19 protein-coding genes, 1 tRNA gene and 1 pseudogene are annotated in these 21,390 nt (G+C 72.6%); 9 read left to right on the top strand and 12 right to left on the bottom strand.

Features of this window, described 5'->3' with window-relative positions:
• Nucleotides 1-153: 153 nt before the first annotated feature.
• Both BCL76_RS35575 and BCL76_RS35570 read right to left on the bottom strand, forming a co-directional pair.
• Nucleotides 154-2,523, bottom strand: a complete 2,370-nt coding sequence (locus tag BCL76_RS35575) for a hypothetical protein (protein ID WP_258310111.1) — start codon at nucleotides 2,521-2,523, stop codon at nucleotides 154-156.
• Nucleotides 2,523-2,597: transfer RNA gene (locus tag BCL76_RS35570), tRNA-Ala, on the bottom strand. The genes BCL76_RS35575 and BCL76_RS35570 overlap by 1 nt, the downstream gene beginning before the upstream one ends.
• A gap of 342 nt (nucleotides 2,598-2,939) precedes the next feature.
• Between BCL76_RS35570 and BCL76_RS35565 the strand changes: the two genes are divergently transcribed.
• The gene (locus BCL76_RS35565; protein WP_258310110.1) at nucleotides 2,940-4,379 is read left to right on the top strand and encodes an amidohydrolase family protein; all 1,440 of its coding nucleotides are present in this window, start codon (nucleotides 2,940-2,942) and stop codon (nucleotides 4,377-4,379) included.
• On the opposite strand, the gene BCL76_RS35560 is transcribed toward BCL76_RS35565, so the two are convergent.
• On the bottom strand, nucleotides 4,376-5,170 hold the full coding sequence (locus BCL76_RS35560) for a hypothetical protein (protein ID WP_258310109.1): 795 nt from the start codon (nucleotides 5,168-5,170) through the stop codon (nucleotides 4,376-4,378). The two genes, BCL76_RS35565 and BCL76_RS35560, sit on opposite strands and share 4 nt — an antisense overlap.
• A gap of 449 nt (nucleotides 5,171-5,619) precedes the next feature.
• Here BCL76_RS35560 and BCL76_RS35555 point away from each other — a divergent pair, with 449 nt between their 5' ends.
• Complete coding sequence (locus BCL76_RS35555) at nucleotides 5,620-6,471, top strand: aldo/keto reductase (RefSeq protein ID WP_109783511.1); 852 nt, start codon at nucleotides 5,620-5,622, stop codon at nucleotides 6,469-6,471.
• 92 nt (nucleotides 6,472-6,563) lie between these two features.
• Here BCL76_RS35555 and BCL76_RS35550 read toward each other — a convergent pair whose 3' ends face one another.
• From BCL76_RS35550 to BCL76_RS35540, 3 genes are all read right to left on the bottom strand, one after another.
• Nucleotides 6,564-6,914 carry a VOC family protein gene (locus BCL76_RS35550; RefSeq protein WP_109783510.1) on the bottom strand — a complete coding sequence of 117 codons (351 nt, stop codon included), beginning with the start codon at nucleotides 6,912-6,914 and terminating at the stop codon, nucleotides 6,564-6,566.
• 230 nt (nucleotides 6,915-7,144) lie between these two features.
• On the bottom strand, nucleotides 7,145-7,504 hold the full coding sequence (locus tag BCL76_RS35545) for a DoxX family protein (protein ID WP_109783509.1): 360 nt from the start codon (nucleotides 7,502-7,504) through the stop codon (nucleotides 7,145-7,147).
• Between the two features lie 107 nt (nucleotides 7,505-7,611).
• Entirely contained in the window at nucleotides 7,612-8,106 is a 495-nt protein-coding gene (locus tag BCL76_RS35540) for a cupin domain-containing protein (protein ID WP_181382870.1), read from the bottom strand.
• Between the two features lie 81 nt (nucleotides 8,107-8,187).
• Between BCL76_RS35540 and BCL76_RS35535 the strand changes: the two genes are divergently transcribed.
• Entirely contained in the window at nucleotides 8,188-9,039 is an 852-nt protein-coding gene (locus BCL76_RS35535) for a LysR substrate-binding domain-containing protein (protein ID WP_258310108.1), read from the top strand.
• A 468-nt stretch (nucleotides 9,040-9,507) separates the two neighbouring features.
• On the opposite strand, the gene BCL76_RS35530 is transcribed toward BCL76_RS35535, so the two are convergent.
• Entirely contained in the window at nucleotides 9,508-10,104 is a 597-nt protein-coding gene (locus BCL76_RS35530) for a DinB family protein (protein ID WP_109783506.1), read from the bottom strand.
• Nucleotides 10,105-10,372: 268 nt separating this feature from the next.
• Between BCL76_RS35530 and BCL76_RS35525 the strand changes: the two genes are divergently transcribed.
• From BCL76_RS35525 to BCL76_RS35515, 3 genes are all read left to right on the top strand, one after another.
• A complete protein-coding gene (locus tag BCL76_RS35525) occupies nucleotides 10,373-11,938 on the top strand; it encodes an MFS transporter (RefSeq protein ID WP_109783505.1) in 1,566 nt (521 codons plus the stop codon).
• A gap of 541 nt (nucleotides 11,939-12,479) precedes the next feature.
• Nucleotides 12,480-13,691, top strand: a complete 1,212-nt coding sequence (locus BCL76_RS35520) for a cytochrome P450 (RefSeq protein ID WP_258310107.1) — start codon at nucleotides 12,480-12,482, stop codon at nucleotides 13,689-13,691.
• Between the two features lie 5 nt (nucleotides 13,692-13,696).
• Nucleotides 13,697-13,891, top strand: coding sequence for a ferredoxin (locus tag BCL76_RS35515; RefSeq protein WP_109783504.1), 195 nt, complete (start codon nucleotides 13,697-13,699; stop codon nucleotides 13,889-13,891).
• 191 nt (nucleotides 13,892-14,082) lie between these two features.
• Here BCL76_RS35515 and BCL76_RS35510 read toward each other — a convergent pair whose 3' ends face one another.
• Nucleotides 14,083-14,406: a hypothetical protein gene (locus tag BCL76_RS35510; RefSeq protein WP_146228497.1), complete on the bottom strand. Its 324-nt coding sequence runs from the start codon at nucleotides 14,404-14,406 to the stop codon at nucleotides 14,083-14,085.
• A gap of 383 nt (nucleotides 14,407-14,789) precedes the next feature.
• On the opposite strand from BCL76_RS35510, the gene BCL76_RS35505 reads away from it, so the two are divergent.
• Nucleotides 14,790-15,245 carry a hypothetical protein gene (locus tag BCL76_RS35505; RefSeq protein WP_109783502.1) on the top strand — a complete coding sequence of 152 codons (456 nt, stop codon included), beginning with the start codon at nucleotides 14,790-14,792 and terminating at the stop codon, nucleotides 15,243-15,245.
• Between the two features lie 374 nt (nucleotides 15,246-15,619).
• Here the strand turns inward: BCL76_RS35505 and BCL76_RS35500 are convergent, their stop codons facing one another.
• The 4 genes and pseudogenes from BCL76_RS35500 to BCL76_RS35485 form a co-directional block, all read right to left on the bottom strand.
• Nucleotides 15,620-16,135: a hypothetical protein gene (locus tag BCL76_RS35500; protein ID WP_109783501.1), complete on the bottom strand. Its 516-nt coding sequence runs from the start codon at nucleotides 16,133-16,135 to the stop codon at nucleotides 15,620-15,622.
• Between the two features lie 150 nt (nucleotides 16,136-16,285).
• A pseudogene (locus BCL76_RS35495) lies at nucleotides 16,286-16,606 on the bottom strand (DUF4240 domain-containing protein); the annotation flags it as partial.
• 122 nt (nucleotides 16,607-16,728) lie between these two features.
• Nucleotides 16,729-17,316 carry a hypothetical protein gene (locus BCL76_RS35490; protein ID WP_109783499.1) on the bottom strand — a complete coding sequence of 196 codons (588 nt, stop codon included), beginning with the start codon at nucleotides 17,314-17,316 and terminating at the stop codon, nucleotides 16,729-16,731.
• Between the two features lie 417 nt (nucleotides 17,317-17,733).
• Nucleotides 17,734-18,951 (bottom strand): DUF418 domain-containing protein, encoded by a 1,218-nt coding sequence (locus BCL76_RS35485; RefSeq protein ID WP_258310106.1) that lies wholly within the window; start codon nucleotides 18,949-18,951, stop codon nucleotides 17,734-17,736.
• 616 nt (nucleotides 18,952-19,567) lie between these two features.
• On the opposite strand from BCL76_RS35485, the gene BCL76_RS35480 reads away from it, so the two are divergent.
• Nucleotides 19,568-20,020, top strand: a complete 453-nt coding sequence (locus tag BCL76_RS35480; protein WP_109783497.1) for an ATP-binding protein — start codon at nucleotides 19,568-19,570, stop codon at nucleotides 20,018-20,020.
• A 159-nt stretch (nucleotides 20,021-20,179) separates the two neighbouring features.
• Complete coding sequence (locus BCL76_RS35475) at nucleotides 20,180-21,376, top strand: cytochrome P450 family protein (RefSeq protein WP_109783496.1); 1,197 nt, start codon at nucleotides 20,180-20,182, stop codon at nucleotides 21,374-21,376.
• Nucleotides 21,377-21,390 lie beyond the last annotated feature (14 nt).

Genomic DNA, 21,390 nt, shown 5'->3' with positions numbered 1-21,390 from the left:
GGACGTCCCGGGGATCCCGGGGGAGGGGGGCCGAGGACGTCAGGGCGCCCTCGCGAGGACGGACGGATCCGCGGTCCGGCCGCACGAGCACCCGACGCGAGACGGCCACCTCGGCAGCCACCTCGGCAGCCATCGCGGCGGCCGCACAGGCGGCTACCCCGGCGGCTGCGTCGACGTCCGGTCGGCGCGCATCCAGTGCCCGTCGGTGCTCCAGCCGAGCAGCCGACGGGCACGGCCGTGCTCGGCGGTGCCGTCCGCTGCGAAGGAGCCGCCCGCCGCCACCAGACGCAACCCCGCGAGGGCCGGGGCCAGCCTGGCCCGGACGAGCTGCGGCTGGCGCACGATGTCCGCCTCGATCCACTCCAGCACCGCCGCCCGCTCCGCGTCCTCGCACAGGGAGAGGTGGAACAGCATCTGCCGCCACGCGTACGCGGTGTCCTTGACGGTGGACAGCGTGGGCCTGCCCGCCGTCCGGTTCACCAGGCGGCACACCACGTCGAAGCAGTCCCGGGCCGGCGCCGCCCAGCCCCCCGCCGGGGCGATCCCCACCCGGGCGGCCAGGGTGGCCAGGTTGTGGGTCGTCAGGATCTGGGCCTGCTCGATCACCTTGCCGTTCACGGCCGGGCGCCGGTCCCTCCCGTCGGTCCCGGCACGTTCGGTGCACAGCGTCGCGAACTCCTCGGCCGTGCGGGCCGGCCGGCCGCGCCCCGCGCTGTCGACGGCCTGGGCGACCGCCATCCGACGCAGGCGCGCGAAGTCGATGTCGTAGTACCGCTCGTACAGGCTCCCTTCGAGGAGGTCGGCGGCGATCCGGGCGGCCACGAGGAACTTCGGGGTGAAGGTCCCCATGAAGATGTCGGCGGCGAGCTCCTCCACGAACGGCGTACCCAGCTCGGCCTGCCGGCCCAGGTGGGACAGTTCCCGCACGAGCGGGTTGGGCAGCACGGTGGCGGGGAAGGCGGACACCGCCAGCTCGCCCAGCCGGCGCAGCGCCTCCTCGGCCTGTTCCTGGGCGCCCGCGGCGGCGTCGCGGTGCGCGGAGACCGCCCGCAGCCAGGGCAGTTCCTCGATCCGCACCTGGTGTGCGAGGTCCAGCAGGAGCAGGGAGCGGCGGTTGCGGAAGGCGCGGTAGGTGCCCGCCATCAGGTCGCGCAGCGGCTCGTCGGCGTACTGCTCGGCGGTGACGGCGGCGACGAGCTGCGGTACGAGCTCCGCGAGGACCTCGGCGGACGGCACCACGCCGCGCGCCACCAGCTCCTCCAGCGGGGCGCTGAGCGCGACGCGGACGCAGTTCCCGATCGACGGCGGCACGGCCGTGCCCACGGGCAGGCCGCTCTCCACGGACTCGCCCCCGCCCACCGGGGCCAGCGGTGTGTCCACGTCGGTCGTTCCACCGGCCGGGTCGAGCCGCGAGATACGACGCAGGACCAGCGCGGCCAGCGCGTGGTGCGAGGGCAGCGCCGCCTGCTCGGCCTGGACCCGGCGCAGGTGGGTGTGCCGGCCGGAGCCGGGGGTGCCGCGCTTGGTGACCATCGAGGCGACGGCCACGCGCAGCAGTCCGGCGAGCCGGGGTGCCAGGGCGCGCCCCGCGAGCTCCTCCTCCAGGGCCCGGCGCAGGACGGCGGCGTTCGACTTCGGGTTCCGGTGCTTGGTGCAGCGGGTGTGCTGCGCGGCGAGGGATCCGTAGCGGGCCAGCAGAGCGGCGCCGTCGGCGTGCCAGTGCGGGCCGGGCGTGCCCGAGGCGGCCTCCAGCCGGTGGGTGAGCAGCGCGTCCTCGAAGGGCGCCCAGACGGTCAGCGCCTCCCGCTGGGTCTCGACGGCCGCGTTCGGCCGGCGCCGGGCGAGCGAGGCCGCGGCGTCCCCGACGGTTCGGCGGTGCACGGCGCCCGCCGCGGGCCGCGGCCGGCCGGTGGGGCGCGGCAGGAACCGCAGCCGGTCGGCGAACGGCCGCAGTACGGTGACGAGTTCGGCGGCCGCCTCGAAGTCCCCGGCGCGGACCAGCCAGGCCACGGTGGCCAGCGCGGCCTCCTCCGGCACCCGGACCTCGTAACTCCCGCTGTCCAGCAGGGACCACAGGCGGCCCAGGCCGTCCTCGGTGAGGAAGTGGGCGAAGAGCTCCGCCCGGGTCGCCGGTACGCCGGCCGACCGGGCGGCGTCCTCCTCGTACGGCAGCAGCGGTCCGCCGGCCGCGGCGGAGCCGGTGGCGAAGCCGCCGGTGACCACCTCCGGGGTCACCCAGGCGGGCAGGCCGGCCACCGGGGTGCGCGATCCGACGGTCAGGGAACCCGAGTCGATGCCGGACAGGACCTGACGCCACTTCCGGGCCCGGGAGCGGGCGCGCTCGCGCGTGGCGGCGTCCTCGTGGAGGACGGAGGTCCCAAGGGCCCGGGCCAGCCGGCTTTCGGCGTAGGCGGGGGACACGGACACCGCTGCGGCCAGGGGGGTGCCCGGGGTGTCCGGGGCGTCCGGGGCGTCCTTCGAGGCGGACCGGTTCGGGAGCTGCTTGTCAGCGTGTGCGTTCATGGCCGACGTGGCAGGTTCCGCCCCTGCGCCCTCCGGGAAGCAAGCCCGGCGCTCTGCTGCTGAGCTACACGTCGTGGTCGTGGTCGTGGTGTGAAACCTAGCCGGCGGGCCGACGCCCGCACAACGCATTTGCGATCCGCCCCGCCCCGCCCGGGCCCCGCGACCGGCCGCGGGAGCGTGCACCGGACACCCCGACGGAGCGTCATCTTCCGCCCTCGGACGCGGACAAGCAGGGGAGTCGGATGACCGACGGATGACCGAGAGGCGACCGGAACGGAAAAAGTTTTCCGCGAAACGTCTATCGAATGACAGTACGCCGGGAATGCTGCGTGTGTTCTCCCGCCCTGTCCGACGCACCCTCACCCGGCGTCACCCGGGCGGGCCTTCCGTTCTGAGCCCTCGGGAGGTACTACGCCATGCAGTCGTCCCCCACACCTTCGCCGGCCCACAGCCGCCGCTCCGTCCTCACCGGCCTCGGCCTGGCCGCCGCCACCCCGCTCGCCCTCGGCATCACCACCCGCCCCGAACGCCCCTCCGCCCCGGCCGCCCCGGCTGGCCCGGACGTGCCGGCCGGTCCGACCGTCCTGCTGCGGGGCGCCTCCCTCGTCCTCACCATGGACCCGACCCTCGGCAGCGGCACCCTCGGCGCCCTGGAGAGCGCCGACGTCCTGATGCGGGGCGGCACCATCGCCGCCGTCGGCACGGGCCTGCGGCCCCCGCCCGGCGCCCGCGTCGTGGACGTTTCGGGCAAGCTGGTCATGCCGGGGTTCGTCGACACCCACACCCACCTCTGGCAGGCCGTCATCCGCGGGGGCTGCACCGACGGGGACCTGTTCGGCTGGTTCACCCGATGTACCGACCCCCAGCGCGGCCGGCTCACCCCCCAGGCCCTGCACAGCTTCGTACGCCTCGCCGCCCTCGACGCCGTCCAGTCGGGGGTGACCAGCCTCGTGGACTGGGTGGACATCTTCTCCTACGACCTCATCGAGAGCTACGTACGGGCCCTCGCCGCGACCGGAGTGCGGTTCACCTACGCGATGTTCCCCTCCGAAAGCGACCCGACGTTGGTCGCCAAGGTGAAGAAGGAACTCCTCGACCCCGTCCCGCTCGCCGACTTCCAGGTCGCCACGCACGCGGCGCGAGCCGTCCAACACCTCAACCACGCGCACTGGGAAGCCGCCCAGGACCTCGGGGTCATGCTCAACTCCCACGTCCTGGAACGCCCCGAGCAGCGCGCCGACGACCCCATCGGAGTCCTCACCGACATCGGCGCCCTCGGTCCGAGGCTCTTGATCAACCACGCGATCCACCTCACCGACGACGAGATCGCCGCCGTCGCCGCGCACGACGTCCGCGCGGCGCACTGCCCGCTCAGCAACATGCGGCTGGCCTCCGGCATCATGCGGCTGACCGAATTCGGGCGCCGAGGCGTCAAGGTCGGCCTCGGCCTGGACGGCGGCACCAACGACAGCTCGGACTTCCACGCGCTGATGAAGACGGCCATCGGCCTGCAACGCGCCCGCGCCACGCAGGCCCAGGTCTTCCCGCAGGTCCACGACGTCCTACGGATGGCCACCCTCGGCGGCGCCGAAGCCCTGGGCATCGCCGACCGGACGGGCTCCCTGACCCCCGGAAAACGGGCCGACGTCGTGGTCGTCGACCCGGCCGCCCTGAACTTCGCGCCGCGTTTCGACTGGGTCGGCCAGACCGTCTTCAACGCACGGCCCGAGAACGTCGAGGCCGTGTTCGTGGACGGGCGGCCCCTGAAGTTCGACGGCCGCCTCGTCGGCGTCGACACGCAGCGCGTCGTACGGGAGGCGGAGACGGCCGCGACCCGACTGCGCGCGGCCGGCTAGAGCACGCCGCCCCCGCCCCCGCCTCCCTCACCGCCACCGCCGTCCCGGGGGCGGCCCACCGCCTCCCAGGCCCGCATCGGACCGTCCAGCCAGGCGGGCGGCAGCTCGGCGGCCTCCCACTCCTCCCGCAACGCGGCCGGCCGCGTGGCGAGCCGCTCCAGCACGGCGACACCGGTGGCCGAGTGCAGAAGGGAGTAACGGCTGTGGACGGCGGTGGCACTGCCGGGCCCGTACTCCACGTACAACCGCTCCAGACGGGCCCGGTGCGACGCGGCGAAATCCGCCAGCCGGCCGGCGTACCGGGCCCTCTGCCACGGCGTCATCGTGCCGAGGACGGCCCGCAGCACCTCCTCGGTGACCTCCGGGTCGAGGTCGGAGGCCGCGGTGAAGGCGAGGTGGAGCGGGGTGACGGCCGCCTTCGCCTGCTCCACCTCGATCCGCCCGACCGGCGACCGGGAGGCCGAAGCGGCGCCCGGTCCGTCGGGGTCGACGGCCTGCCGCAGCGCCCGTTCCGCGATCGCGCCGAGCTCGTCGGTGACGGCACGGGCACCGTCCCGCCGGCCCGACTCGTACGGCTCGTACGGCTCGCCCTCGCCCCCCGGCACGGACCCGCCCGACGCGCCGAGCTCCTCGCACGCGCCGGCCAGGGCACCCGCCTCGACCAGGGCGATCAGACCCTCCGCGTCATCGGCGAAGACCCCCGCCCGACCGAGCAACTGGAGCAGCGTCCTCTTCGCGTTCAGGACGCTGACCGAGTCCAGCTCCTGCCGGTTCTCCTCGGCGGCGTGCATCGAATCCTCCTCATCACACGGGCCGGCGACGCGGTGCGCCGGCCTGCAGCGCATCCTCGTACGGTTCAACGCACGATGGGGCCGCCGTGATCCCTACGCACGGCCTGCTGCTCGACGACTGCATCCTTTCAGCGCAACGAGCATCCCGACCGACCGGAGGGCACCCGGCACCCGCCGACCGGCACCGACGCGACTCCCGCCCACGGCGGGGCGGGCCGACCCGGAACGAGCCGAACCCTCACCGCGGTGCCGCGCCCGGTGCCGACCGCCGCGCCCGGTGCCGACCGGTTGCGCACCCCGGTCGGTGGACGACGGACCTCGAACGGGGGACCGTGGACGCCTCCGGCGACATCAGCCCCACCATCCGGCGGGACGGCCGTATCGTCGGCGGCCGGCCCCCACATCCGGACGACGACACCTCACACCGAGCGACAAGGAAGACAGACCCCATGCACAGCGTCACTCTCAACAACGGCACCCGGATGCCGATCCTCGGCTTCGGCGTCTACCAGATCCCGCCGGAGCAGACCGAGCGTGCCGTCACCGACGCCCTCGCCGCCGGCTACCGGCAGCTCGACACCGCGGCCGCGTACGGCAACGAGGAAGCCGTCGGCCGCGCCGTCAAGGCCTCCGGCATCCCGCGCGAGGAACTGTTCGTCACCACCAAGCTGTGGGTCCAGGACGCCCCCGCCCAGGACAACACCCGCCGCGCCTTCGAGAGGTCCCTGGCCGAGCTGGGCCTGGACCACGTCGACCTGTACCTGATGCACCAGCCGTTCGGCGACGTCCACGGCCAGTGGCGCGCCATGGAGGACCTGGGCCGGGAGGGCCTGGCCAGGGCGATCGGCGTCTCCAACTTCTACCCCGACCGCCTCCTGGACCTCATCCTCCACAACGAGATCGTCCCGGCGGTCAACCAGATCGAGACCCACCCGTTCTTCCAGCGCACCGCCGACCACGACCTCATGCGCGAGCACGGTGTCCAGCACCAGTCCTGGGGCGGCTTCGCCGAAGGCAGGAACAACCTGTTCACCCACCCCGTCCTCGGCGAGATCGGCACGGCGCACGACAAGTCCGCCGCCCAGGTCGTGCTCCGCTGGCTGATCCAGCGCGACATCGTCACGATCCCGAAGTCCGTCGACCCCGGCCGTATGGCGCAGAACCTCGATGTCTTCGACTTCGAACTCGGCGACGACGAGATGGCCCGGATCGGCGCGCTCGACACCGGCGCGTCGGTGTTCTTCTACCACCGCGACCCCGAGATGGTCGCCCGGCTCGGCAAGCACCGCGTGGACAACTGACCCGGGGCGAGGGCGCACCCCACCGACCCCGCCCCGGCCGAGGCGGCGCCACCGAACGGTGGGCCGTCCTGCGACCGGCGGGGCCGGTGGTGTCACCGACCGTGGGCGACGGGGTGCAGCGGTTCGTACAGGGGGAGTTCGGCGCCGCTGGGCAGGCGGATCGCCGTCAGTCTGCCCCAGCGCTGTTCGCCGATCGGGCGGGTGATCTCGACGCCGCGGGCGCGGAACTCGTCGAGCTGGGAATCGAGGTCGTCGCACATCAGGAACAGCTCGTGCCGAGGTGGTCCGTCGGCCGGGTGCACGGCCACCTCGGCCGGGGGCAGCTGGAAGATCAGCCAACCGCCACCCGCGTCGACGCCGGGAAAGCCCAGGACGTCACGGATGAAGGCACGGTCCGCCTCGGCGTCCTGACTGTGGAGAACGACGTGTGCACCGCTGATCATGGCTGGGTCCTGCCTGTCGACGTGCCGGCGGTCGTGTCCCGGGCATCCTGGCACGCGAGGTCCCGAAAACCGCCGACCGCACGCGACGGCACGACGACCGAGTCGCACGACGGCACGACGGCACGACGGTGTGACAGCGGGCCTCGGCCGAAGGCGTCCAGTCCCGTGTCCCGTGCCGTGTCCCGTGCCGTGTTCGTGTCGCCTCCGCCGGTGAAGGACCGGGCCCACGGTCACAGCCCGGTGGCCAACAGGACGGTCACGGCCGCCATGGCGGTGAGTACGACGTTGAGTGTGACCCGGCGGTCCTCGCCGGTCAGATGAACGGCGATCGCACCGGCCTGCAGAAGGACGAAGCCTATGGCCGCGGCCGCCGCCGACCAGAGGGCGATGCCGGTCAGCGGTGGCAGGACCAGACCGGCCGCGCCGAGTATTTCGACCGCCCCCAGCGCCCTGACGGCGGGCAACGGCATGCGGTCGACCCACGCCATCATCGGTCGGAGCTGATCACGGCTGCGGATCACCTTCAGCGTGCCCGCGTAGAAGTAGAAGAGCGCGAGCAGTCCCGCGACGATCCCATAGGCGATGTTCATGGTTCCCGTTCATGGGGCCCCCGGTCCGCCGGGGGCCTGTCGATTGCGTCGAGTGCCCAGAAGGAGGGCCGGCCGGGGCCGCTCCGCCCCGTTCCGCCCCGTCGGCTTCAGGCGAGGTCGGTGGCGGGCCGTGTCGCGTAACGGCTCATCGCGTCGATGTTGTCCTGCGGCGTCGGCGGCCGGCCGGCGGCGAGCACCTCCTGAAGGTCGCGGAAGTACTGCACGTACAGATCGGGCGTGAACGTGCTGAGCATGACGGCGGGTCGGTCGGTCGGGTTCGCGAAGGTGTGCGGGGTGCCGGGCGGAACCATGACGAGCGTTCCCGTGGTGGCGTCGTGCTCCTCGTCCCCGACCGTGAACCGCACGGTGCCGGAGAGGACGTAGAAGCCCTCGTCGTGCCGGCCGTGGCGGTGCTGCGGCGGACCCTGCGAGTGCGGTGCGAGGACGGACTCGGCGATCGCGAGGCGGTGCCCGGTGTGGCTGCCGTCCTCCAACACACGCATGCGGGTGTCGCCCAGAACGATCGTCTCGCCCTCGCCGGGACCCACCACCGACACGGCGGGATCGGCCTGCGGCGCGCTGCTCTTCATTTCTTCGGTCATGTGCACGAGTGCACCGCCCGAACTCCACCGGTGTCCAAGACCTGTTCCGCAGCGCCGATACCTCATGGGTATCGTTGCAGCGTGGAGCTACGAACCTTGCGCTACTTCGTGGCGGTCGCCGAGGAACTCCACTTCGGCCGGGCCGCCACCCGACTGCACATGAGTCAGCCGCCGCTGAGCCGGGCGATCAAGCAGTTGGAAGCCGAGGTCGGGGTGCCGCTCTTCACCCGCTCGACCACCGGCGCGACGCTCACCGCGGTCGGCACGGTGCTGCTCGACGAGGCGCGAGCCCTGCTCGACCACGCCGACCGCGTCCGGGAACGCGTGAGCGCGGCAGCCGGCGTCACCACCGTCACCGTCGGCATCCTGGGCGACGGTACCGACCCGGGACTGGCCAGACTGGCCGCCGCCTACCGCCGACACCATCCCCGGGTCGACATCCGCATCCGCGACACCGATCTGACCGACCCGACGTGCGGACTGCGCGCCGGCCTGGTCGACGTCGCCCTCACCCGTGCGCCGTTCGACGAGAGGGCCCTGACGGTGCGTACGCTGCGGAGCGATCCGGTCGGCGTGGTCCTGCGCGCCGACGATCCGCTGGCCCGCCGCGATCAGCTGCGGCTCGCCGAGCTGGACGACCGCCGCTGGTTCCAGTTCCCGCAGGGCACGGACCCCGTCTGGCAGTCGTACTGGAACGGTGGCAGGCCGCGCGAGGGACCGGTGGTGCGTGCCGTCCAGGAATGCCTGCAGGCCGTGCTGTGGAACGGCACGGTCGGCGTGGCCCCGCTCGGACACGACCTGCCCGCGGAGTTCACCGTGGTACCGCTGATCGACATGACGCCGAGCCGAGTGGTGGCGGTGTCCAACCAGGGAGACACCAACCCGTTGATCCGGTCGTTCGTCGAGATCGCGACAGCCGCATACCGCCGCTGAGCACCGGCACCGTCACCGGCACCGGCGCTGCCGCGGCGCGCGGCTCTCACGCCCGGGACCGGGCGAGGCGTCGAGCCCGACCCGAGAGATGGAGCAGGGCTCGGACACGGCTGAGGCCCCGGTCTCCTTGCGGAGGCCGGGGCCTTGATCGAGCGCTGGGCAGGCCTTGCACCTGCATCCCCCCACGGGAAGTGGGGTGTCTTTCCTTGGACCACCAACGCGAGCCCGCCGACCAATATCCCGGCCGCGAGTACAAGATCAACCATACCCCACGGCTCGGCCGCGGCGTCGGTGCGACCCGATGCCTGCCGGAGGAGGGCGCCGTGCTCGGCCCGTCCGTGCCCCCATCCTCCACGGCGCGCGGAGCGGTCCCACCACCTTGCGGGCCGGGGACGAGCGACGGGTGGCACCCGCGGGCGGCAACGGGGCAGCCGGTTCCCGGAGTTCATCGGGATCCGTGAGGTGACCTCAGGCCTTGACGGGTGCGGCCGTTCCGGCGGCCGACCTGGCGGCCTGCTCGATCTTCGCGCGGTGGGCCGCGCGGGCTTCCTCGTCGATCCGCCCCTCGTGTTCGGCGCGCAACCCGGTCCGTCCGTCGAGGCCCTCGCGCAGGATGTCGGCCTGTCCGGCATGTCGGACGGACTCGCCGAGGACATGGACCATGACGGCGAACAGGTTGGTGTCGGCGTGAGGCCCGGGCCACCACGGCACGTGGCCCGGGGCGTCGAGGGGGAGCTCGTCGATCGTCGCGTCCGAGTGTTCCCACGTGCGCCGGTAGAAGCCGATGATCCGGTCGCGGGTCTCGTCCTCGGTCGCCCACAGATCGCTGCCGTCGGAGTCCTGCCACCGGGGCAGCGGTTCGGGGGAGGGGCGGTCGAAGACCTCGCCGAAGTACCTGGCTTCGACGGTGGCCACGTGTTTGACCAGGCCGAGGAGGTTGGTCCCGGTCGCCGTCAAAGGTCGGCGGGCGTCGTACTCGGACAAGCCGTCGAGTTTCCAGAGCAGCGACTCACGGTCCCGCCGCAGTCTCCCGTGCAGGTTGTCCTTCGCGAATTCATCGATCATGCGGCACGAGCCTGCCACGGACCGTTCGTGGTCTCAAGATCGCGTACGGGGTCCGCGACGACCGGCGGAGCCACGCTCAGGGTCGGGGGAGGGGTCGGGGGAAGGGCCGGGGCGGAGGAGGCGCAGGCCGCTCCTCCGTGCCCGCCGAGCAGCGCACCCTCCCCCCTTAGGTACGAGTTGCATCATACCTATCCCTGTGTCAGCTTAAGGTTCGATCAAAACCGAACCTGGCCGTCAGCGGGCCGGGCCGAACCTGGAGTTGTGCACCATGAGTACGCAGACCACGACATCGCCCGCGCCGCCCGCAGGAGGCGAAGGGCGGCCGGGTCGCACGGTGACCCTGGCCGCCGTGCTCCTCGCGGTGTTCGTCGTCCCGATGTCGATCTCCGGCACCGCCGTGGCACTCCCCGAGATCGGCGCCGACACCCACGCCGGCCTCGCACCCCTGCAGTGGGTGGTGAACGCCTTCAACGTCGCCTTCGCCTGCTTCACCCTCGTCTGGGGTTCCGTCGCCGACATCGTCGGCCGCGTCAAGGCCTTCGCCGCCGGCGCTGCCGTCTACGCCGTGGCCTCGCTGGGCGGCGCGCTCGCCACCGACGTGCTGTGGTTGGACGCCACCCGCGCGCTCGCCGGAACCGGCGGCGCGGCCATCTTCTCCTGCGGAGCGGCGATCATCGCGACCGCGTTCGACGGCCCGGCGCGCGCCAAGGCCTTCGCCCTGTTCGGCACCGTCGCCGGCGCCGGGGTGGCGATCGGCCCCTCGCTGGCCGGGGCGCTCGTCCAAGGCCTCGGCTGGCGCTGGGTGTTCGTCGCACACGCCCTCGCCGTGCTCCTCGTACTGCTCGCGGTACCCGCCATCGCCAGGGCCGTACCGGCCGACGGCGGCAGCGGCGCCCGCGTCGACGTGCCGGGCAGCACGCTGTTCGTCGTCGCCATGGTGCTGCTGACCACCGCCGTCGTGCAGGGCTCGCAGTGGGGCTGGGGCAGCCCCGGCGTCCTCGGGCTGTTCGCCGGCGCGGCCCTGGTCCTCGCCGTCTTCGCCGCCGTCGAGAACCGCCGCGAACACCCGATGCTGGACCTGGGCCTGCTGCGCAACCGGCGCTTCGTCGGCCTGTGCCTGGTGCCGGTCGCCGCGTCGTTCGGGTTCGTCACCATGCTCACGTACCTGCCGAGCTACCTGACCGCGGCCACCGGCCGCGACAGCGGTACGGCCGGCCTGACCATGCTGCTGCTCACCGCGCCCGTGCTGGTCTGCCCGATGCTCGCCGCGAAGCTGGTCACCCGCGGGGTCCCCGCGCTCACCCTCGTCCACGTCAGCCTCGCCTGCCTGGTCGTCGGCGACCTGGCGCTCACGCTGTTCTCGCCCGACGTGACGATCCTCGTCGTCGCCCTGCCCATGCTCGTCACCGGCGCCGGCATGGGCCTGTCGGCAGGCCTCGTCGACGGCCGGGCGCTGGAACTGGTCGACCCGGCCAAGGCGGGCATGGCGGCGGGCTTCCTCAACACCCTGCGGCTCGGCAGCGAGGCCATCGCCGTCGCGGTGTACGGATCGGCCCTCGCGACCGTGCTCCGCTCCCGCGTCGAGGACGGCATCGGCGGATACGCAGGCGCCGCCCAGGCGCGGCAGGTGGCCGACCGGGCCGCGGGCGGCGACCTCGCCCGGGCCACCGAACTGTCCGGCGCGATGGACACCGACGGCTTCGCCCAATTCCTCGCCAGGTCCTACGACTCCGCCTTCCACACCGTCCTGTGGGGCCTGGCCGCGGTCTGCGCCGTACTGTGCGCCGTGATCGCCACCCTGCTACGCGGCGGCCCCACCAGGAACGCCGCGTAACGCCCACTCGGGTTCGGGGCCGAACCGAACCGAACCGCCGTGCCGAAGGGCGTCCGCCCGCTGCCCCCTCGGGCCGACGTCGCACGGTGGGGCGGAGATGCCGGAGTGGCGCCAAGGCCTACGGGGCCGATGGCCGGAGCGCCAAGGCGCCAGGCAGGCGCGGGCGCTGCCGGCCGCCCAGGGCGCTGTGACGGACACGCGGATCCGGCCCCGGCTCCGACCGCGCCGCGGCCTCGGGGCCGGTGGCGGCCCCGGTCGCCCCGCGCACGGACCGGACCCCGGACCGCGATGAAGGACCGCACGGCCCGTCCCCGGCCCGACGGTCGGAGGCGGCGGCCCTGCGCGTCCACCACCCCTTCCGTCCGGTTCCGGACGTTCCCGGACACCCGCCGGCGGGCCCGCCCTCCCTGCGGGGCCCGGGAACGCGCGCTCGGGTGAACCCGGGCAGACTGGCCGAAACTGGCATGGATGAGATAGGTGCCTCAGGCATGTAATGGAGTCCGGCGTGAACGGAACCATCGCTTGTGAGGTGTTGCTTTCCATGACCGAGGCCATGTCCCATGCCCTGCCGGATGTCGTCGCCTTCCCCCAGGACCGCACCTGCCCCTACCACCCGCCCGCCGCCTACGAGCCACTGCGCGAGAACCGCCCCCTCTCCCGGGTCACCCTCTTCGACGGCCGCTCCGTATGGGTGGTCACCGGCCACGCCGAGGCGCGCGCCCTGCTCTCCGACGCCCGGCTGTCCAGCGACCGCACCAACGCGGCCTCCCCCGCCCCCACCCGCCGCTTCAAAGGCATCCAGAGCCGGCGCGCCGCGCTGCTCGGGGTCGACGACCCCGAGCACAACCGACAGCGCCGGATGCTCATCCCCACCTTCTCGGTCAGGCGGATGGCGGCCATGCGGCCACAGATCCAGGAGACCGTGGACCGGCTGATCGACGCGATGGTGGCACAGGGCACGCGGGCCGAACTCGTCGGCTCCTTCGCCCTGCCCGTCCCGTCCATGGTGATCTGCTCCCTGCTGGGGGTCCCGTACGCGGACCACGAGTTCTTCGAGGGGCAGTCGCGGCGGCTGCTGCGCGGCCCCGAGCCCGCCGACGTCGAGGACGCCCGCCGCCGGCTGGACACCTACCTGGAGACCCTGATCCGGAAGAAGCGCACCGATCCCGGCGACGGGCTGCTGGACGAACTGATCGCCACCCGGCTGGAGACCGGCGAGACCACCGTGGAGGAACTGGTCGACCTGGCCGTGATCCTGCTGATCGCGGGCCACGAGACCACGGCGAACATGATCTCCCTCGGCACCTTCACCCTGCTGCGCCACCCTGAGCAACTCTCCGAACTGCGCGAGGAACCCTCGCTGATGTCGGAGGCGGTGGAGGAGCTGATGAGGTTCCTCTCGATCGCCGACGGCATGCTGCGCGTGGCCACCGAGGAGATCGAGGTCGGCGGCGTGACGATCCGTCCGGACGAGGGAGTGGTCTTCTCCACCTCCGTCATCAACCGCGACGAGACGGTCTTCGAGGAGCCGGACTCGCTCGACTGGAACCGGCCCACCCGCCACCACCTGGCCTTCGGCTTCGGCATCCACCAGTGCCTGGGCCAGAACCTGGCCCGCGCCGAGATGGAGATCGCCCTGGGCACCCTCTTCCGACGACTGCCCGGCCTACGCCTGGCGGCCGACCCGGACGAGATCCCCTTCAAGCCCGGCGACACCATCCAGGGCATGCTCGAACTCCCCGTGGCCTGGTGAGCGGCATGCGGATCTCGGTCGACCAGGACGTCTGCATCGGCGCCGGCCAGTGCGCGCTGACCGCGCCCCAGGTGTTCACCCAGGACGACGACGGGCTCAGCGAGGTATTCCCGGGCCGCGAGGACGGCCACGGCAGCCCACTCGTACGGGAGGCCGCCCGGGCCTGCCCGGTCTCGGCGATCACCGTCGCGGAAAGCTGAACCCGGAGACGGACCGCGACATGGGCGCGGGAGCGACCGGCGGCCCCGGATCCACCCGGACCAGACCGTCGCGGTGATCGACACCGTCGGCGTCGGCGTCGGCGTAGCCGTCGACGCCGACAACCAGCCACACCCGAACGACGGAGGGGCCCGCAGCCGGACGACCGGCTGCGGGCCCCACCCGCCTTCCCCTAACCGGGCCGGCGGACCGTGTTCGGGTCGATGTCCTCGGCCTTCGGGGCGTCTACCACCCTCTGATGCAGGTACCGGCCCCGGATCTCAGCCGTCGTCAGCCCCTCCCAGCCGTCCGGCAGTTCCTTGCCCGCCCTCTCCAACTCGGCCGTCCACGCCACCACCAGCGCCTCCCGGGACTGCGGCACGGCCACCCCGGACGCCGCCTGCGGGCCGACCGTCACCTCGGGAGCCCGATCCCACAGCACCCCGGACAGGAACCCGCCCACCGCCCCGACGAGCAGCAACCCGGCCCCCACACCCCACAACCGCCCACGTCTCATCCCACGCCTCCATCCGCGGCCGCGCCCCTCGCCACCGTGCCACAGCAACCGTCCGACCGATACGGCGACGCCGGCCGACGGGTCACGAAGCCGCTCCCCAGCCCCGCCCCCCGGGCGCCGAGGCCCCGTACCGCCCCCGGCGGCCGTGTCCGCGACGACGGTCCCGGCCGGACCCGGTTGTTCAGGACCTCCGACGGCGCACGGACACCGGCCCGGACGCGAGGGTGTCGGCGAGTCGGGGGCGGCGGCAGTGGGGGAGGCCCCGCTGCCGGGAAACCGAGTGGTCGGTCGGCTCGATGTGCCGGACCGCCGGCGCCGCTGTCGGTGGCGGCGGTTAAGATCCGCTGTTTGTTCGAACAAGGAAAGCTGTGGGGGCGTAGGGGATGAGCGGGCAACTGAAGGACACCGCGTCGGAGTTGGCGGGTCTCCTGTGGCGGGAGCACACCGTCTACCGGGACCGTGCCGGCGGGGTCGTGATCCGGGGGGAGCACGTCCAGCGCTGGATCAGCCTGGCCGTCGGCGGCGGGCGGGACGAGGTGCTCGTGCGGGCCGGCCGGATCCTGGACGGCGGTACCACGGCCCCCGCCCGCTCGGAGGCGGTCGTGGACCTGTCCGACGGGACCGCCGCACTGGCCACGGTCTGCCGCCGCCTGCTGTCCGAGACCGCCGCCACCCCGACCGCCCCGCCGCACCGAGGCAGGAGCGCGGGCGGGCGACGCACGCCGCGCGGGCGGGCCGCCACCCGGGGCAGACACACCAGCCTGGCGTCCTGGGCGGTCGTCGCCGCGGTGGTCGCGGTCATCGGTCTCTACGTCGCCACCACGACCGGGCGGATCTGAACCCGCCCGACAACCGCAGCGCCCGGCACGCCGTCCGTCCTGCCCATGGCGAGGGTCCGCAACAGCGCCTGGGTGGCCTCGCACACGGGGCACGCGCTCGCGTCGGGGCGAGCCAGCGCGTCGAGCGCCTGCATCGGGCCCAGTGGATGCGCGCGCGGTGGTGTTCGGCACGGGGCACCCGACGGCGAGGCATCGGGCCCGGTCAGGAACAGGCCGGGCAGCTCTTGCCGGGACTGCTTGCACGGAACGGCAGCCCCGGTGACGCCGGAGCGCCTCCTCCTCGTCCACCGGTAGGCAGGCGTGCGTGCGGGCGGCGCGCCGCAGCTCGACACCGCCCGCCCGGGACGGGCCCGATGACACGAACCGCTCTCGTTTCAACCGGCGTCGAGCGCGGCGACGATGCCCTCGAGGATCCCGACGAACTCCTCGACCGGCATCTCCACCACGAAGACCGCACCGGCGTCTTCGGGGTGGCCGGACAGGTGTTCCTCACGCCAGAACTCCAGCGTGATCACCAGGCGGTCCTCCTCGCGGAACAGGTAGGCCGTCACGTTGTCGGTGGTGGGCCCCCAGAGCAGGCCCCGGAATTGGCCGTGCACCCGGTCGTAGGCCTCGGACTCGTCGTCGTCCCCCTCGTGCCCCGCGTACCGCGCGAGACGTCGGTGTGTGGCCTCGGCGGACAAGCCGACGGCGTACGGAAGCGAGGAGTCCGCGTCCGAGCGCAGCCGGGCGACGGCGTCCAGCACGTCGCGGCGGAACTGGGGGACGTACGCCATGTTGTCGTCGCAGGTCAGCCATTTGCCGGCCGCCCAGAGGTCGACCCGGCGCAGTGGGCCCGTCCCGCCGACCTCCGCGGCGAACCTGGACCTGTCTCCCAGAACCACGTTCATGCCGGTGACCGTCGCAGGTCCGCCCCGTCACGAACAACCGAATACTGCGCCGCGGCAGCGGTCGGCCGCCGGTTCTCGGTGCCGACACACACTCCGTGGGAGCGATCGGCAACAACACCGGAGTTCAACGCCAGGTGTGGGCCCCGGTGTTCAATCCGCCCAGCCCTCCGTGTTCGAGCACGACTCGTAGGAGTAGCGGGTGTCGCGGTCCCATGCCTCTCCGGTGATGCGCTCGTACGCACGGTCCGGTGTGTAGAGCAGGCTCTCGGCCCAGATCAGGTCGGTGGCGTACGGCTCGAAGACCGCCGGGTCCTGAAGGACGCTCTCGAAGACCACGCGGCCGGCGGCGACGACGGCCGCGCGGGTGTAGAGGAAGGCGTCATCGGACAGGTCGTATCCGTATTCCTTGCGGTCCAGCTGGTAGAGCGCCCACGACAATTGTTCGGCGAAGCCTGTGACCAGCGACAACGGGGACCGGGCAAGACGCTCGAGTCAAGGGGCGAGGGCGAGGGCGAGGGTGGTGGGTGCGGGTGGTGGGTGCGGGCGACGTGGGCCCGGAAAGATCCGGAAGCGGCGGCTCAGGGGCCGTGGCCTCAGCTTTGTGCTTGCTGGAGGAGAGAGATCTGCTGGGCGATCATGGCGGGCGGGAAGGCGGGTATGTCGCGGCCGCCGACCGACAGTTTGGTGAACGTGGCGATGACGCTTCCGGTGCGGACCACCGTGTACCGGGTGACGTGCGTGCCCCCCTCGGTCGGGGCGGTGATCTCGAACTGGACCGCTTCGTCCCCGAGCCTCGGGGCGGGGCCGACCGTGACCGTTCCCTTGTAGGTCGTGGTGGGGGCCGGGCTCTCGTAGTACCGGCAGGTGCTCAGCCCCTCGCGCACCTCCGCGAACACCGCCACCGCGCCGGAGTTCCCGTACGAGGCGAGGGTGGACGCACCGCCGTTGTCGTCCTTCCAGTCGAACCTCTGGTCCACCACGGCCGGAGACGGCTGGGAGGGCCGCCGGGCGTGGGCGGCCGCCAGCAGCTGTCCGCAGGCAGGATCGGAGACCTGGTACTCCTGGTCGCCGCCCCGAGACGTGCGGACGGCGACGGGATGCCGGTCCTCGTCCGGGCCCTCCTGCGGGAGCGCGGCCGCCACCAGCTGTTCGGAGGTCAGCGAGCGGCTCGCGGAGGCCACGACGGAAGGGGAGGCGGAGACGGGCTCGGGGGACGCGGGCGCAAATGCGGGCGTTCCGGGACCCGCCCCGCAGCCGGCGACGGCCAGTGTGGCGACGGCTACGAGGACCGGCACGCCGCAAGCCCGTAGTGCAAAGCGCATCGGCATGGTCCGCCCCCGGGCCCGGTGTGGATGATCAGGCGGAGGCTACCTCACCGGAATCCCGGTGACACACGGAGCCCGCCCTGGTCACGCATGTCCTTCCGACCTCCTCCGTCGGCGGGGCGCGCCGAACCCCTCTCCAGCCCTACCGCGTGGCGCGAACGGGGACCACAAGCCGGGACGCTCCTGCTCCTGCTCGCCATCTGCTCCGCAGTGCACGGCCGGTGGCCGGCGGCGTACGGGCCCCTGGAGTGGGTTCTCCTGGCCGTCGCCCGCTCAGACCGGGTGCCTCACCGGCTGCTCACGGCGTTCGTGGGGGAGCCGCGCGAGGGTGACCGCGCGGAGCAGCCATTCGACCGGGGCGTACCGGTAGCGCGCCGTCAGCCATCTGCTGAGGGCGAGTTGACCGGCATAGAGCACGAGTGCGCCGAAGACGACGACGGCCGGGCCGAGTCGGTCGTAGAGGGCCAGCCCGTAGCCGGTGAAGACGAGGGCCATGACCAGGGACTGGCTCAGGTAGTTCGTCAGCGCCATCCGACCGGCCGGGGCGAAGACCGCCACGATCCGCGCGCCGCGGGCGGTCTCCATGAGCAGGAGCATCCCGCAGATGTATGCGGCGGTGAGCGCGGGGGCCGTGACCGTGCCCACCATCGCGCCGAAGGTGGACCATCGCGGACCGAGCGGGCCGCAGACGGCCATGGCCATGAAGAGACTGCCGGGCAGGCCGACGGCCGCACCGAGGAGGAGACCGCGGCGCATCTGTGCGCGGTGCTTCCCCGTGTCGGCGAGCAGGCGCCGCTTGCCGCAGTGCAGCCCGACCAGGAAGGCCGTCATCACGAATCCGCTCATCAACACCGTCGCCAGGAGCTGGTCGGGCAACTGGCCGACGTTGGCCCCCACGACGGACGATGCGTCACCGCGGTAGTCGGCGATGAGTTCGGTCACGCCCTCGGCGAGTCGGGCGTCCGCTTCGGCATCCGGCACGAGCACGGTCCCCAGGCCGAGAAGGAGAAGGAAGACGCCGAAGCAGCCGTACAGGATTCGGGCGGCGCGGAGCGCCGCGCCGGGCGTGCAGTTGCGTGCCGCGACGAGGACCAGGCCGAGCACCGCGTACGTCGTGAGGATGTCGCCGGTGTACAGGAGTACGGCGTGCGCGACCCCCAGGACGAGCAGGCCGAGCGAGCGACGTAGCAGCCGGGGAACGGCGTTCGCGCCGACGCGTTCGGCGGAAGCCAGCTGGAGGGTGAAGCTGTAGCCGAAGAGGAACGAGAACATCAGGTAGAACTTGCCGACCGCGAAGGTCTGGACGACACCCTCGACGGTCCGGTCAAGTGCGGAGGCCCCCGGATCGGGGATGGATCCGAGGCCGTACGGACCGGACATCGTCAGGGCGTTGACCAGGAGAATGCCCATGAGCGCGAAGCCGCGCAGCGCGTCGACCTCCCGTATTCGTTCCGGCCGGTCTTCTCGTGCGTACGTGGCCGCTGAAGGCACTACTTCCCCTGGGTGGTCATGTACGGGGGCTCCTACCCCTGCCGTACGGGCGGGCAGCGTGGTCGAGCGGTGCTCGCGCGGAACACGGCAGGGCTGACGGTAGGAGCGCCGCACCCCGGCCCCGTGACGGTAGCCCACGTGAAACGCCGAGACCGAGACGCCGAGACGCCGAGGCGCACGTGGCCCGGCCACCGACGGAACAGCCCCTGCGCGCCCGCGACCGGCCGGCTCCGCTCATGAAGCTTCGAAGCCACAGACACCGACCGGAGCAGGGTGGGACGGAGGCGGCGGCGGAGGCGGAGGCCGTTCACGCTCCCGTACGAGGCGGCTCACCGCTCACGGAATGTCGAGGCGGACGGAGCCGGGCGGCACGAATCGGGGGTTTCGGGGGCCTCATAGCGGCCACACGCGCAGCAGGAGGAACGGACACACGAGGGAAGGAGCGCCCCCATGACGACGATGGTCCTGCTGATCGCACCGATGGCGTTGGCTCTGCTGCTCGTCCACAGCAGGCGCGGGCACCGTGCCCGGCACCGGGCGAGTCGGTTCTGACGAGCGTTCCGGCCCGTCCTGTCCGGCGTCACACGAGAGCGTAAGCGAGGCGAACGCGGTGTCCATGCGTGCCAAGGGCTGGGCCACTTCCTTTCCCGTGCACCGAGGGGTGCGCGAGGCCCGTCGGTGGACGGCGGAACGCCTGGACTCCCTGCAGTGGACGACGGACGCCCCCGACACGGCGCACTCCGTCCTGCTGGCGGTTTCGGAACTCGTCACCAACGCACACGTCCACGCCCACAGCGACGCCGGGCTGGTGCTCACCTGGGACGGCCGATGCCTGCACGTCAGCGTCGCCGACGGCGATCCGTACCTGCCGGCCCCGCGCGACCTCTCACGTGAGGCGACCTCCGGACGGGGACTCGCCATCATCGACGCCCTCGCCGATGACTGGGACGCCCATTCCTTCCACGGCGGCAAGACGATCACCGCCTGCTTCCATCCCGGGGCGACACCCCTTTCGCACACCGCGCGGAGCCGCTCGAGCCACCACCCCGGCGAACCCCCCGCCCCGTGAGGCCCGTTCCCGACCGACTGCCCGCCCCGCAGGGGAGATTCCGTCAGCGCCCCGGGGTCCGGCGTCGCCACTCGGCACGGCGAAACGGCAACGTCGTCCACCGAACAGCCCCCCACCTCGGGCGCGTTGCCGGGCCGGCACGACAACTAGGGTGACCTCATGGATCTTCAGGGCGACCTCATACATCACCCGCACGAGACGTACCTGCGCCTGCGGGACACCGCTCCGGTGCAGCGCGTCGCAGGCGCCACCGGCGAACCGGCATGGCTGGTCACCCGGTACGACGACGTACGCTCGGCCCTCGCAGATCCACGGCTCTCCCTCGACAAGGTCAACGCCGCACAGGGCGCGCATCGCGGCCTGTCCCTGCCGCCGGCCCTGGACACGAACCTTCTGAACATGGATCCCCCCGACCACACCCGCATTCGCAGGCTCGTCGGCCGCGCCTTCACGCCCCGCCGGGTGGAAGCGATGCGCCCCGGGATCCGCCGGACCGCGGACGAACTCCTGGACGCACTCGGCACCGAAGGCCGAACCGACCTCATCGCCTCCTACGCGGCTCCCTTGCCCATCGCCGTCATCTGCGACCTCCTCGGGATCCCGGACGACCACCGCAGGGACTTCCGCGTCTGGACCGACACGCTGATCGCACCCGACCCCGGCCGCCCCCAGGCCGCCGGGCAGGCGATCGGCGCCATGCTCGCCTTCTTCACCGAACTCATCGCACACAAACGCCGCCACCCTGCCGACGACCTGCTCTCCGACCTGATCGCGGTCCGCGACGGCGACGGCGACCGTGACCGGCTCGGCGAAGACGAACTGACCTCGCTCGCCTTCCTCATCCTCGCGGCCGGCTACGAGAACGCGGTCCAGCTCATCGGCAACGCCGTCCACGCGCTCCTGACCCGTCCCGATCACCTGGCACGCCTGCGCCTGGACCCTTCGAAACTTCCCGAGGCCGTCGAGGAACTGGCACGCCACGAAGGACCGGCGCTCCTGGCGATCCGCCGCTTCGCCACCGAGGACATGACCATCGCAGACGTGACGATCCCGGCAGGGGAGACCGTCCTGCTCTCGCTCGCCGCGGCCAACCGCGATCCCGCCCGCTTCCTGCACCCCGACCGGCTCGACTTCGATCGGGACACGTCCGGGCACCTGGCACTGGGACACGGCATCCACTACTGCCTGGGCGCACCACTGGCCCGTGCCGAGGTGGAGATCGCGCTGGCCGCACTCCTCGACCGGTTCGGCAGCCTGGCTCCGGCGGAGACCGAACCCCGGTGGCGACGGTCCCTGCGAGCCCGAGGCCTGCTCGAGCTCCTGGTGGACTACAAGACCGCGCAGCCGCTCACCTAGGAACGGCACGGGCT

The organism is Streptomyces sp. CG 926 (assembly GCF_003148825.1).
GTDB lineage: Bacteria > Actinomycetota > Actinomycetes > Streptomycetales > Streptomycetaceae > Streptomyces.
The sequence above is the reverse complement of the archived record's forward strand: the minus strand, read 5'-3'. Positions and strand labels throughout refer to the sequence as shown.

Excerpts from the sequence above, each read along its gene's own strand:
- BCL76_RS35575 (WP_258310111.1), bottom strand. The coding sequence starts at position 2,523 with ATGAACGCACACGCTGACAAGCAGCTCCCGAACCGGTCCGCCTCGAAG.
- BCL76_RS35565 (WP_258310110.1), top strand. The coding sequence starts at position 2,940 with ATGCAGTCGTCCCCCACACCTTCGCCGGCCCACAGCCGCCGCTCCGTC.
- BCL76_RS35560 (WP_258310109.1), bottom strand. The coding sequence starts at position 5,170 with ATGCACGCCGCCGAGGAGAACCGGCAGGAGCTGGACTCGGTCAGCGTC.
- BCL76_RS35555 (WP_109783511.1), top strand. The coding sequence starts at position 5,620 with ATGCACAGCGTCACTCTCAACAACGGCACCCGGATGCCGATCCTCGGC.
- BCL76_RS35550 (WP_109783510.1), bottom strand. The coding sequence starts at position 6,914 with ATGATCAGCGGTGCACACGTCGTTCTCCACAGTCAGGACGCCGAGGCG.
- BCL76_RS35545 (WP_109783509.1), bottom strand. The coding sequence starts at position 7,504 with ATGAACATCGCCTATGGGATCGTCGCGGGACTGCTCGCGCTCTTCTAC.
- BCL76_RS35540 (WP_181382870.1), bottom strand. The coding sequence starts at position 8,106 with ATGACCGAAGAAATGAAGAGCAGCGCGCCGCAGGCCGATCCCGCCGTG.
- BCL76_RS35530 (WP_109783506.1), bottom strand. The coding sequence starts at position 10,104 with ATGATCGATGAATTCGCGAAGGACAACCTGCACGGGAGACTGCGGCGG.
- BCL76_RS35525 (WP_109783505.1), top strand. The coding sequence starts at position 10,373 with ATGAGTACGCAGACCACGACATCGCCCGCGCCGCCCGCAGGAGGCGAA.
- BCL76_RS35520 (WP_258310107.1), top strand. The coding sequence starts at position 12,480 with ATGACCGAGGCCATGTCCCATGCCCTGCCGGATGTCGTCGCCTTCCCC.
- BCL76_RS35515 (WP_109783504.1), top strand. The coding sequence starts at position 13,697 with ATGCGGATCTCGGTCGACCAGGACGTCTGCATCGGCGCCGGCCAGTGC.
- BCL76_RS35510 (WP_146228497.1), bottom strand. The coding sequence starts at position 14,406 with ATGAGACGTGGGCGGTTGTGGGGTGTGGGGGCCGGGTTGCTGCTCGTC.
- BCL76_RS35505 (WP_109783502.1), top strand. The coding sequence starts at position 14,790 with ATGAGCGGGCAACTGAAGGACACCGCGTCGGAGTTGGCGGGTCTCCTG.
- BCL76_RS35500 (WP_109783501.1), bottom strand. The coding sequence starts at position 16,135 with ATGAACGTGGTTCTGGGAGACAGGTCCAGGTTCGCCGCGGAGGTCGGC.
- BCL76_RS35480 (WP_109783497.1), top strand. The coding sequence starts at position 19,568 with ATGCGTGCCAAGGGCTGGGCCACTTCCTTTCCCGTGCACCGAGGGGTG.
- BCL76_RS35475 (WP_109783496.1), top strand. The coding sequence starts at position 20,180 with ATGGATCTTCAGGGCGACCTCATACATCACCCGCACGAGACGTACCTG.